The following is an 11,526-nucleotide window of genomic DNA, read 5'->3' as shown; positions in this document are numbered from 1 at the left end:
GAACGCAACACAATCACTTTATTACGATCAGTGGAGAGCATTCCATGTCCGGCAAGCCCGCCTATAAACGCGTCCTTTTGAAAGCCTCGGGCGAGGCATTGATGGGCAGTCAGGGTTTCGGCATCGATGTCTCCGTTGCAGATCGTATCGCCAACGATATCAAACAGGCCCGGCTGCTCGGCGTCGAAGTCGGCGTGGTGATCGGCGGCGGCAATATTTTCCGTGGTGTCGCGGTGGCGTCCAAGGGCGGCGACCGCGTGACGGGTGACCATATGGGTATGCTGGCGACGGTGATCAATTCGCTGGCGCTGCGCACCTCGCTGCACAAGATCGGCGTGGACGCCGTTGTTCTCTCCGCCATAGCAATGCCGGAAATCTGCGAGAGTTTCTCGCAGCGTCAGGCGACGGCCTATATGGACGAGGGCAAAGTGGTGATTTTTGCAGGCGGTACGGGCAATCCGTTCTTCACGACCGATTCAGCGGCAGCGTTGCGCGCCGCAGAAATCGGCGCGGATGCGCTTTTGAAGGGCACGCAGGTGGACGGCATCTATTCGGCTGATCCCAAGAAAGACCCGACCGCGACCCGGTTCGACACGCTCACCCACAAGGAAGTTCTCGATCGCGGACTGGCTGTCATGGATACGGCAGCTGTTGCCCTTGCGCGTGAGAACAACATTCCGATAATAGTCTATTCCATCCATGAAAACGGCGGCTTGGCCGAAATTCTGCAAGGCAAGGGACGTTGCACGATCGTTTCCGATAATTGATCGACACTGATCGTTCACATGCCTTGCTGCGTATCGAAGGAGAATATGCATGAGTGATGCTTTTGACATCAACGACCTGAAACGCCGCATGGAAGGCGCAGTCAATTCTTTGAAGCACGATCTGAACGGTCTTCGTACCGGTCGCGCTTCCGCCAGCCTGCTTGAGCCAATCACCATCGAAGCCTATGGCGCGACGATGCCGATCAATCAGGTTGCCAATATCACGGTTCCGGAATCGCGCATGCTTTCGGTTTCCGTTTGGGACAAGAGCATGGTTGGCGCCGTCGAGCGCGCTATCCGTGATTCCGGTCTGGGCCTCAACCCGATCACCGACGGCATGACACTGCGTATTCCGCTGCCGGAACTGAACGAACAGCGCCGCAAGGAACTGGTCAAGATTGCGCATCAATATGCGGAGCAGGGCCGTATTGCCGCTCGCCATGTGCGTCGCGACGGTATGGATACGCTGAAAAAGCTGGAGAAGGACGGCGACATCAGTCAGGATGACAGCCGCGTTCTGTCCGAAAAGGTGCAGAAGCTGACCGACGACACCATCGCCGAGATGGACAAGGTCGTTGCTGTCAAGGAAGGCGAAATCATGCAGGTCTAGGACCTGTATGACGTTCGTAAAAGGAGAGCCAGGAATGTCCGATCCGCGCCACATCGCCATTATTATGGATGGCAATGGCCGTTGGGCGAAGGCGCGCGGCTTGCCGCGTAGCGCCGGGCATCGTGCTGGCGTGGAAGCGCTGCGCGAAACGGTGCGGGCGGCGGGTGATCGCGGTCTTGGCTTTCTCACGCTTTTTGCGTTTTCTTCCGAAAACTGGTCGCGACCGAGCGGTGAGGTCAATGACCTGCTCGGTCTGCTCAAACTGTTTATCCGTCGCGATCTTGCCGATCTTCATCGTAACAATGTGAAGGTCAGCATCATCGGCGAGCGCGAAGGGCTGACCGACGATATTCGTGGGCTGCTCACCGAAGCAGAAGCGCTGACCCGCCGCAATACCGGTCTCAATCTGGTGATTGCCTTCAATTACGGGTCTCGCGACGAGATCGTCCGTGCAGTCAAGAGCCTGGCGCGCGACGTCGCTGCCGGTCGTCTCGACCCGTCGTCAATTTCCGCCGAGCTGCTCTCGGCAAATCTCGATACCGCTTCCATGCCCGACCCGGACCTCATCATCCGCACCAGTGGCGAGATGCGTCTGTCGAATTTTCTGCTTTGGCAGGCCGCTTATGCGGAATTTCTGTTTCTGCCCGGTCACTGGCCGGATTTCCGTCCGGCCGATCTCGATGCTGCCTATGAAGTGTTCCGTCAGCGTGAGCGCCGCTTTGGTGGTGTGGAGGCGCGGAGCAGTCTTGAAGACGGCCTCGTCGAATGCGAAGAGGGCAGCCGGGCAATGGGGCAATAGGTGCGGCATGACAGATCGTTTCGCAGCCGTGCTTCGTCATTGCTCTGTTCCATCGCATCGCATGCTCTGACGTAGTGCAAGCCGAAAGGTGTCAATGTCCAATCTGCAAACCCGTATTCTCACCGCCATCGTGCTCGGCGCATTGGCCTTGTGGCTGACCTGGGTAGGCGGGTTGGGTTTCACGCTTTTCGCTATCGCTATCGGTCTGGCGATGTTCTACGAATGGACGGCGCTGAGCGCTCCACGTCAAACATCGTTTTCGCGGGTTTTCGGCTGGCTCTGGCTGGTCCTGACAGCCATCCTTCTTATTCTGGACCGCAGCGCGTTGCTGACCATCGGCACGCTTTTGCTGGGAACGCTGATTCTTCTCGCCACGCAGTGGAAAACCGGGCGTGGCTGGCCTGCCGCCGGACTTTTCTATGCCGGGTTCTCGGCGATATCGCTTTCGCTCCTGCGCGGTGACGAGCCCTTCGGCTTTACGGCCATCGTTTTTCTGTTCGCCGTCGTCTGGTCCACTGACATCGCAGCCTATTTCAATGGTCGCGCTTTGGGCGGGCCAAAGCTTGCGCCGCGTTTTTCGCCCAACAAGACATGGTCTGGCGCTATTGGCGGTGCTGCGGCGGCGGTCGCTGGCGGCATTCTGGTCGCTTCGCTGGTGGCGACACCGGGTAGCCTGATCGTGCCGTTGCTGGCGCTTCTGCTCTCTATCGTTTCGCAGATCGGCGATCTGGCGGAATCCTGGGTGAAGCGCCAGTTCGGCGCCAAGGATTCTGGCCGTCTTCTGCCGGGGCATGGTGGCGTGCTGGACCGTGTGGATGGGCTTGTCGCCGCCGCTGCACTTCTATACCTCTTTGGTGCCGTGATTGCGGAGCCGGATGTGCCATCTGCTATCTTTTTCAGTTTCTAAGCGGCAGACGATTCGTAGAGTACGAGGGTCGATGCCGTGCTGTGGCCGCTGTCGATCACTGGGTGATTTGTAAGGAGTAGTCATTTGCAGGAGGCTCTGGCCTTTTTCTTCGGCGGTGAAAGCCTGCTTGTCGGGACAATCGTACCGTTCCTTTTCGTTCTCACAATCGTCGTATTCGTGCATGAGATGGGGCATTATCTGGTGGCGCGATGGTGCGGCATCGGTGCGCAGGCATTTTCAATTGGCTTCGGCCCCGAACTTCTCGGCTTCACCGACCGTCGTGGAACCCGCTGGAAGCTCTCTGCAATCCCGCTTGGCGGCTATGTGAAGTTCATTGGCGATGAAAGCGAAACCAGTTCGCCCGTCGGTGTGGCTAACAATGCACTGAGCGAGGAGGATCGCAAGCGCGCGTTCCACACTCAGCCGGTCTGGAAACGTGCGGCAACGGTTTTTGCCGGTCCTGCTTTCAATATCATCCTGACCATCGTGATTTTCAGCGTCTTCTTTGCGCTTTATGGGCGGCAGATCGCCGATCCCCTGATTGCGGGCGTTCAGCCGAACAGCCCGGCTGCGGCTGCCGGTTTTGAACCCGGTGATCGCTTTATCAGCGTTGAGGGCGAGAAGATCACCACTTTTGCCGATGTACAGCGCATCGTTTCGGGCCGTGCAGGCGATACGCTCGACTTCACGGTGGAGCGCGGCGGCAAGATGGTTGATCTCAAGGCGACGCCCGCAACCGTCGAGAGAACCGATCCGCTCGGCAACAAGGTGAAGCTTGGCGCCATCGGTGTCGAGACCACGGAAGCGGTCGGCAATTTCCGCCGTATTGAATATGGTCCGCTCGAATCAGTCGGGCAGGCGGTGATGGAAACGGGCTTCATCATCAGCCGCACAGGTGAGTTTTTCACACGTTTCGCCTTTGGCCGTGAGGACAAGTGTCAGCTCGGTGGGCCGGTCAAGATCGCCAATATGGCGAGCAAGGCGGCGAGCGCCGGCTTTGACTGGTTGATACAATTGACGGCTATGCTCTCCATCGGGATCGGGCTTTTGAACCTGTTTCCCCTGCCGCCGCTGGATGGCGGGCATCTGGTTTTCTACGCGGTCGAAGCGGTCAAGGGCAGCCCGGTTTCACCGGCGGCGCAGGAAATTTTCTACCGCATCGGATTCCTTCTTGTGATGGGATTTATGGGGTTCGTACTTTTCAACGACCTCTTTGCCTGCTAGATCAAATGCCGACTGTCTCAGGCAGCGGTCCTAGGAATTGAAATCTTGGGGGATGACGATCTTGGGGATTATTGGCCAGACCGGCTTGTCCGGTTAAGCTGACTGCAGTGAGGCGACGCTTTGACCGACGGAGGCCGGGCAAGGTGTTAAACAGAAGTGAACATTGGGAGCGACGACCAGAAAAGCTAAGCAATCTGTTTACCATAACTCACAATTCGCGTGGCATGGATGCCACGCTTGTTGCCTAAGTAAACAGAATTTAACCGCAACGCTTGCTTGTATGGAAAAACCGGCTAATACGGTTGTATCTGTACGCATTTTTCTGGGTTAATCGTCCCGGGGACAGAAACGAAGGTTCGGAAAGCCTATGACGGCAAGTTCTAAATTCTTTGGCGCCGCGTCCGCGCTCGCCATGTCGGTGGCTCTAGTGGCTTCGGGTACTGCTGCGCTCTCGCTCGCATCCGTGAATGTCGCGGAAGCTGCCGTTGTGAGCCGTATCGATGTTCGCGGTAATACGCGCGTTGATGCTCAGACCATTCGCGACAATATCGACATTCGTCCGGGTAAAGCCTTCACCAGCGCCGATATCGATGCCGCTGTGAAGCGTCTTTTCGGCATGGGCCTGTTTTCCGATGTTCGCATCAACCAGTCTGGCAGCACGCTTGTCGTGACCGTCAGTGAGCGTTCCGTGGTCAACAACGTCCTGTTCCAGGGTAATAAGAAGATCAAGGATCCTGACCTGACGCGCGCCGTGCAGCTGAAGCCGCGTTCGCCTTTCGATGCGGCGACGATGGAATCGGACAAGGAAACGATCAAGGCTGCCTATGCACGTATCGGACGCAGCGATGCGACGGTTAATGCGCGCACTGTCGATCTCGGTCAGGGTCGCGTCAACGTTGTCTATGAAGTCAATGAAGGCTCGCGCACCAAGATCGAAAATATCGAATTCGTCGGCAATCAGGCCTATAGCGGTCGCCGTCTGCGCGACGTCATCTCCACCAAGCGTTCGAACCCGCTGTCGTGGCTGACCCGTAATGACGTTTATGACGAAGGCCGTTTGCAGGCTGATGAAGAAACGCTGCGTCGCTTCTATTACAATCGTGGTTATGCCGATTTCCGCGTTGTTTCGTCGAATGCGGTTCTCGATCCGGCTACCAATGAATACACGATTACGATCACCGTCGATGAAGGTCAGCGTTACACCTTCGGCGATGTGAGTGTTGAAAGCACCGTTGATGGCGTCAATACAGACGCTTTGTCCGGTCTCGTGAAGACCCGTTCGGGTCGCGCCTATAGCGCCAAGGAAGTTGAAGATTCCGTTCTGGCTGTAACTGAAAGTGTTGCCGGCAGCGGTTATGCCTTCGCCAAGGTTGAGCCACGCGGTGACCGCAACTTCGAGAATCGCACGATCTCGGTTGTCTATAGCGTTGATCAGGGTCCGCGCGCTTATATCCAGCGCATCGAAATCCGCGGCAACGACAAGACGCGCGATTACGTGATTCGTCGTGAGTTCGACATGAACGAAGGCGATGCCTTCAATCAGGTCATGGTGCAGCGCGCCAAGCGTCGCCTTGAGGCTCTGGACTTCTTCCAGACCGTCAACATCTCGACCGCTCCGGGTTCCGAGCCGGACCAGGTGATTCTGGTTGTGGATGTTGTCGAAAAGTCGACGGGTGAATTCTCCATCGGTGGCGGTTACACCACCGGCGGCGAAACGCCGGGTGCGTCTGTCGAAGGTGCAATCACTGAGCGTAACTTCCTCGGTCGCGGCCAGTATATCCGTCTCAGCGCCGGTGCCGGTCAGGACGATATGCGCAATTACGGCCTGTCCTTCACGGAACCGTATTTCCTTGGCTATCGCATTTCGGCTGGCTTCGACGTATTCCGTCGCAGCTATCGCGTGAACGATGACTACGACGTCGAGCAGACTGGCGGTACGATTCGCTTCGGTCTTCCGGTCACGGAAAACTTCTCGGTCGGTCTCGCTTACAACCTGGTTCAGGAAAAGTATGACCTGTTCCGCGACAATATTGCTGATTACTATGCGCCTGCTCTGCAGGAAGCTGCAGAAAACAGCCCATGGCTTCGCTCGTCGGTCAGCTATTCGCTGACGTATAACACCATCGATGACATGAAGAATCCGCATGAAGGCCTCTTTGGCAAGTTCACGCAGGAATTTGCAGGTCTTGGTGGCGATGCGAAGTTCCTGAAGACGACTTTCAAGGGTAACTACTATAAGACGCTGGCGCAGGAAGCCGACATTGTCGGTATGCTGGGTGTCGGTGGTGGTTACATCCACGAATTCGGCGACGACGGCGTTCGTATCTTCGACTTGTTCAAGAACAATTCGGATATCATTCGCGGCTTCAAGTTCAACGGCATTGGTCGTTACCAGGATTCTGCCAGCGGCCAGCGTTACTGGATGGGCGGCACGACCTACATCAACGGTACGGCTGAAGTGCAGTTCCCGATGCCTGTCGTACCGGAAAGCCTCGGTATCCGTGGGGCATTCTTCGCTGATGCGGCCATGCTCTATGGCGGTGACGACGTGTTGGGTAATCAGCCGGTTCTCGGCGACGACAAGAAGCTTCGCGCTTCGGTCGGTCTCAGCCTGATGTGGGCTTCGCCGTTCGGTCCGTTGCGCTTCGACTACGCATTCCCGGTCGCGAAGGCTGATACTGATAAGGTTCAGAACTTCAACTTCGGTGTTTCGACCAAGTTCTAACCGATTTGCCTTTCCCCGGGGCGGCTACGCCCCGGGAGAGAAAGTGTACTGATGGCAGATCCCGTCTTTTTCTCGCCTTCTCGTGAACTCACGATTGGCGATGTTGCTGATTTCACCGGTGCAAGACTTCGTGACCCGAAGCTTGCACCGCGTTCTGTTGAGCGTCTGGCTTCCATGAAGGATGCCGGAGAGGGTTCGCTTATCTTCGTGGAAGGTAAGAAAAATGCCGAAGCGCTGGCCGGTATCAAAGCCGCTGGCGTTCTCTGCAAGGAAGATGTCGCTCCAAGCGTTCCTTCGCATATGGCAGCCCTGATTACCCGCAATCCGCATCGCGATTTTTCCGCCGTTGGGCGCATGCTGTTTCCGACCTCGGCCAAGATGGAAAGCTGGCTTGGCGAAACCGGCATTTCCCCGCAGGCTTTTATCCACCCTTCAGCGCATGTCGAAGATGGCGCGACCGTTGAAGCGGGCGCGGTGATCGGCAAGGGCGTCACCATCGGTTCAGGCACGTTGATTGCTGCAACGGCGGTGATCGGCGAGAATTGCCAGATTGGACGCGACAGCTATGTCGGGCCTGGTGTGACGATCCAGTGCGCTTTTATCGGCAATCGTGTTTTGTTGCATCCCGGCGTGCGTATCGGTCAGGACGGTTTCGGCTATGTCCCCGGCGCTGCAGGACTTGATAAAGTTCCACAGATCGGTCGGGTTGTTATTCAGGACAATGTCGAGATCGGAGCCAATACGACGGTTGATCGCGGGTCGCTGAGCGACACGGTGATCGGTGAGGGCTCCAAAATCGATAATCTCGTCCAGATTGCGCATAATGTGCGCATCGGTCGTTTTTGTCTCATTGCCGCGCATTGCGGTATTTCCGGAAGTTGCGTGATCGGCGACGGGACCATGCTTGGCGGTCGCGTCGGTCTTGCGGATCACCTGATTATCGGCTCGGGCGTGCAGATTGCCGCTGCGAGCGGTGTTATGAACGATATACCCGATGGAGAACGTTGGGGAGGTCTTCCCGCACGTCCTATCAAGCAATGGTTCCGCGATATCGCGAACATTCGCAGCATCGGGCAATCAAGAAAGGAGCAATCCTCAGATGAGTGATACGGAACAGACGAAACTCGAAGCGGCGGATATTCAGGATCTTCTGGCAGTGTTGCCGCACCGATATCCCTTTCTGCTGATTGACCGGATCGTGGATATTGATGGCGATCGTTCGGCAACCGGCATAAAGAATGTCACGATCAATGAGCCGCATTTTACCGGGCATTTCCCGGAAAAGCCGATCATGCCGGGTGTTCTGATTATCGAAGCCATGGCGCAGACCGCTGGTGCCATCTCGCTGCTGCAGCGCAAGACCGGTCGCCCGGGCGTGGTCTATTTTATGACGATCGACAATGCGAAGTTCCGCCGTCCGGTTGTTCCGGGCGATCGCCTGCTTCTGCATGTCAAGAAAACCAAACAGCGCGCCAATATTTCCAAATATGAGTGCGTGGCTGAGGTTGATGGTGTGAAAGTTGCTGAAGCGGAAGTCGCGGCGATGATCAACGCCGGTGAAGAAAGCCAGTGAGCATTATAATGAACGAAACAATCATTCACCCCACCGCTCTTGTCGAGCCGGGTGTGGAACTGGGCCAGGGTGTGTCTGTAGGCCCCTTCTGTCATATTCAATCGGGCGCTGTCATCGGCGACAATTCCGTCCTGATGAGCCATGTGGTGATCACAGACGCGACCACGCTTGGCGCGGGCGCGAAGGTCTATCCGCATGCCGTTCTCGGCTGCGATCCGCAGAACAACAAGCATAAAGGCGGCCCGACCACGCTGAAGATCGGCGCGAATTGCATGATCCGCGAAGGCGTCACCATGCACCGTGGCTCCGACAGTGCGCGCGGCTATACTTCGGTCGGCGACGACTGCTCCTTCCTCGCTTATGCCCATGTGGCGCATGATTGCGATATCGGCGATCATGTCACTTTCTCGAACAATGTGATGATCGGCGGTCATACGACCATCGAACACCATGCCATTTTGGGCGGCGGTGCGGCTGTGCACCAGTTCGTGCGCGTCGGACACCATGCGTTCATCGGCGGCATGGCTGCCGTGGTAGGCGATGTCATCCCTTATGGCATGGCCATCGGCAATCATGCGCATCTGGGCGGGCTCAACATCGTCGGCATGAAGCGTTCCGGCATGGAGCGCAAGGAAATTCACAATCTGCGCCATGCCGTGCGTATGCTGTTCGACCGTACCAAGCCGGTGCGCGACCGTACCATCGACGTACTCGCAGCTTTCCCGGATTCTCAGGCGGTCGCCGATATGATTGCCTTTATCAGTGCCGATACGAAACGCGCCTATACCACGCCACCGCTCGATGCGGCTCATGGTGGACTCGGGCATGACAGCGACGAAAGCTGAAAACTTGGCGCGTCAGTCCGTCGATGGCGGGCGTGTCGGTATTATTGCGGGCAACGGCCTGTTGCCCATTGCCGTGGCTGAGGCGCTTCAAAACGCTGACACACCGCCCTTTCTCGTTCCCTTGCGTGAAGAAGCCGACCGGGTGCTCTATAATTATGAGCATCAGGAAGTATCGGTTGTCGAATTTGCAAAGCTTGTTCGCTCCATGAAAGCGGCTGGCGTTTCGCGAGTTGTCCTGGCAGGAGGCGTGCGCAGCAGGCCGCATCTCAGTGACCTCAAGCTCGACTGGCCGACGTTGCGGGCTGTGCCGCATGTGTTTCGCGCGCTTGGGCAAGGCGACGACGCTTTGCTGCGGGCCTTTATCGGCCTGTTGGAATCATTCGGCTTCAAGGTGGTTGGTGCCCATGAAGTCGTGCCCGATCTTCTGTCTCCGTCGCCCGCTCGCATTCTTACCAAGGTTGCGCCGGATGCGCGTGAAGCGGGAAATATTAAGCTGGCTATGGAATCGGCTTTGCGGCTCGGCGATCTCGATGTCGGGCAGGGCGCTGTCGCTGTCGGCGGACGGGTGGTGGCGCTGGAAGGCGCGGAGGGCACCGATCTAATGATTGAGCGCGTCCGTGAACTGCGTGAAGCCGGGCGTATTCCCAAGCGCGGAGGAGTGCTTGTGAAAATGGCCAAACCCCGTCAGGATGAACGCGCGGATTTGCCTGCCATTGGTATTTCCACTGTGCTTAATGCTAAACGCGCCGGTCTCGCCGGGATTGCAGTTGAGGCCCGGCGTACATTTATTCTAGGCTTCGGCGACACCATTGCGGCGGCCAATGAAGGCGGCCTCTTCATAGAGACGATCAGTCGACACGAGAAGGACAGTTAAGGGTGAGCAACACCAGCCGGCCATTGAAAATAGCAATCGTGGCCGGTGAAGAATCCGGCGATCTTCTTGGTGCTGACCTGATTGACGCCTTGCGTCTTCAGACCGACAGGCTAGTGGATCTGGTCGGTGTCGGTGGCGATCATCTGGCCGCGCGGGGTCTGAAAACCTTTTTCGACCCGCATGAAATCGCTTTGATGGGGCTTGGTGCCATCATCAAAAACTTGCCGGGACTGGTGTTGCGCATTCGGCAGACTGCACGGCAGATCGTGGCGGAAAAGCCGGATTGTGTTCTGCTGATCGATAGTCCGGATTTTACGCATCGCGTCGCAAAAAAGATCAGAGCCGCCGATCCCTCCATTCCAATCGTCAAGTATATCGCGCCCAGTGTCTGGGCGTGGCGTCCGCAGCGCGCACGTGCGATGCGCGCCTATATCGATCATGTGCTGACGGTTTTGCCGTTCGAGGTCGATGTGATGGAGCGGCTGAATGGACCGCAGGCAACCTATGTCGGGCATCGCCTGTCGAGTTATGCGCCGATCATTGAGACGCGCGCGGCGCAGCTTGCGCTGGAGCCGCAACGATCGGAAGCCGGCAAACATACGCTATTGCTTCTGCCCGGTTCTCGCCGCACGGAAATCCAGATGTTGATGGAGCCTTTCGGCAGAGCGGTCGAAGAGCTGTCGCAGCGCGTGGAAAAACTCGAAGTCATTCTGCCTACCTTGCCGCGCATCGAAGCGATGGTGCGCGATCTGTCGCGGGACTGGGCGGTGAAGCCGCTGATCGTCGTGGGTGACGAGGAGAAGTGGAAGGCTTTTGCGCGGGCCGATGCAGCACTTGCCGCGTCAGGCACCGTATCGCTGGAACTGGCGCTGTCGCGCATTCCGAGCGTGCTTTCCTACAAGGCAGACTGGTTTGCGCGCAAATTCCTGATGCCGAAGATCACAATCTGGAGCGCGGCATTGCCCAATATCATTGCCGATGAACCGGTGGTGCCGGAGTTTTTCAATGAATTTGTGCGTCCGGGCATGCTGGCGCGCAATCTGGAGCGCCTCATGCGGCCCGGTTCAGCGCGTCAGGCGCAGCTGGATGGCTTCGACGCGGTCGCTTCGGTCATGGCGACGGAGCGGCCTTCTGGGGAAATCGGGGCGCGGGTTCTGCTGGACGCGATCGAAAAAGGTCGCAAGGGTTGAACAACTCAAATT

At 57.3% G+C, this 11,526-nt stretch carries 11 protein-coding genes; all 11 read left to right on the top strand.

Features of this window, described 5'->3' with window-relative positions; translation table 11 throughout:
- Window positions 1–44: 44 nt before the first annotated feature.
- The 11 genes from pyrH to lpxB all read left to right on the top strand — a co-directional run bounded on the left by pyrH (window position 45) and on the right by lpxB (window position 11,514).
- Window positions 45–767: a UMP kinase gene (pyrH, locus tag D8666_RS02955; RefSeq protein WP_109369170.1), complete on the top strand. Its 723-nt coding sequence runs from the start codon at window positions 45–47 to the stop codon at window positions 765–767.
- A gap of 49 nt (window positions 768–816) precedes the next feature.
- Window positions 817–1,377, top strand: coding sequence for a ribosome recycling factor (gene frr, locus D8666_RS02950; RefSeq protein ID WP_078340836.1), 561 nt, complete (start codon window positions 817–819; stop codon window positions 1,375–1,377).
- 34 nt (window positions 1,378–1,411) lie between these two features.
- Window positions 1,412–2,176, top strand: coding sequence for an isoprenyl transferase (locus D8666_RS02945; protein WP_109369169.1), 765 nt, complete (start codon window positions 1,412–1,414; stop codon window positions 2,174–2,176).
- A gap of 94 nt (window positions 2,177–2,270) precedes the next feature.
- A complete protein-coding gene (locus D8666_RS02940) occupies window positions 2,271–3,083 on the top strand; it encodes a phosphatidate cytidylyltransferase (RefSeq protein WP_109369168.1) in 813 nt (270 codons plus the stop codon).
- 84 nt (window positions 3,084–3,167) lie between these two features.
- Window positions 3,168–4,307, top strand: a complete 1,140-nt coding sequence (gene rseP, locus D8666_RS02935) for an RIP metalloprotease RseP (protein ID WP_109369167.1) — start codon at window positions 3,168–3,170, stop codon at window positions 4,305–4,307.
- A 367-nt stretch (window positions 4,308–4,674) separates the two neighbouring features.
- Window positions 4,675–7,032 carry an outer membrane protein assembly factor BamA gene (bamA, locus tag D8666_RS02930; RefSeq protein ID WP_235858874.1) on the top strand — a complete coding sequence of 786 codons (2,358 nt, stop codon included), beginning with the start codon at window positions 4,675–4,677 and terminating at the stop codon, window positions 7,030–7,032.
- 51 nt (window positions 7,033–7,083) lie between these two features.
- Complete coding sequence (gene lpxD, locus D8666_RS02925; protein WP_109369166.1) at window positions 7,084–8,139, top strand: UDP-3-O-(3-hydroxymyristoyl)glucosamine N-acyltransferase; 1,056 nt, start codon at window positions 7,084–7,086, stop codon at window positions 8,137–8,139.
- Window positions 8,132–8,605, top strand: coding sequence for a 3-hydroxyacyl-ACP dehydratase FabZ (gene fabZ, locus D8666_RS02920; protein ID WP_109369165.1), 474 nt, complete (start codon window positions 8,132–8,134; stop codon window positions 8,603–8,605). Before lpxD ends, fabZ begins: the two co-directional genes overlap by 8 nt.
- Before the next feature lie 8 nt (window positions 8,606–8,613).
- Window positions 8,614–9,450 carry an acyl-ACP--UDP-N-acetylglucosamine O-acyltransferase gene (gene lpxA / locus D8666_RS02915; protein ID WP_109369164.1) on the top strand — a complete coding sequence of 279 codons (837 nt, stop codon included), beginning with the start codon at window positions 8,614–8,616 and terminating at the stop codon, window positions 9,448–9,450.
- Window positions 9,431–10,324: an LpxI family protein gene (locus D8666_RS02910; RefSeq protein ID WP_109370246.1), complete on the top strand. Its 894-nt coding sequence runs from the start codon at window positions 9,431–9,433 to the stop codon at window positions 10,322–10,324. Before lpxA ends, D8666_RS02910 begins: the two co-directional genes overlap by 20 nt.
- A 2-nt stretch (window positions 10,325–10,326) precedes the next feature.
- Window positions 10,327–11,514 (top strand): lipid-A-disaccharide synthase, encoded by a 1,188-nt coding sequence (gene lpxB / locus D8666_RS02905; RefSeq protein ID WP_109369163.1) that lies wholly within the window; start codon window positions 10,327–10,329, stop codon window positions 11,512–11,514.
- The last annotated feature ends 12 nt before the right edge of the window (window positions 11,515–11,526 follow it).

Origin of the sequence: Ochrobactrum soli, from assembly GCF_003664555.1 — a bacterium.
In the GTDB taxonomy this organism is placed as follows: domain Bacteria; phylum Pseudomonadota; class Alphaproteobacteria; order Rhizobiales; family Rhizobiaceae; genus Brucella; species Brucella teleogrylli.
The sequence above is the reverse complement of the archived record's forward strand: the minus strand, read 5'-3'. Positions and strand labels throughout refer to the sequence as shown.

Coding starts and splice junctions, on each gene's coding strand:
- lpxD (WP_109369166.1), top strand. CDS start 7,084: ATGGCAGATCCCGTCTTTTTCTCGCCTTCTCGTGAACTCACGATTGGC.
- fabZ (WP_109369165.1), top strand. CDS start 8,132: ATGAGTGATACGGAACAGACGAAACTCGAAGCGGCGGATATTCAGGAT.
- pyrH (WP_109369170.1), top strand. CDS start 45: ATGTCCGGCAAGCCCGCCTATAAACGCGTCCTTTTGAAAGCCTCGGGC.
- lpxA (WP_109369164.1), top strand. CDS start 8,614: ATGAACGAAACAATCATTCACCCCACCGCTCTTGTCGAGCCGGGTGTG.
- frr (WP_078340836.1), top strand. CDS start 817: ATGAGTGATGCTTTTGACATCAACGACCTGAAACGCCGCATGGAAGGC.
- D8666_RS02940 (WP_109369168.1), top strand. CDS start 2,271: ATGTCCAATCTGCAAACCCGTATTCTCACCGCCATCGTGCTCGGCGCA.
- D8666_RS02945 (WP_109369169.1), top strand. CDS start 1,412: ATGTCCGATCCGCGCCACATCGCCATTATTATGGATGGCAATGGCCGT.
- bamA (WP_235858874.1), top strand. CDS start 4,675: ATGACGGCAAGTTCTAAATTCTTTGGCGCCGCGTCCGCGCTCGCCATG.
- D8666_RS02910 (WP_109370246.1), top strand. CDS start 9,431: ATGACAGCGACGAAAGCTGAAAACTTGGCGCGTCAGTCCGTCGATGGC.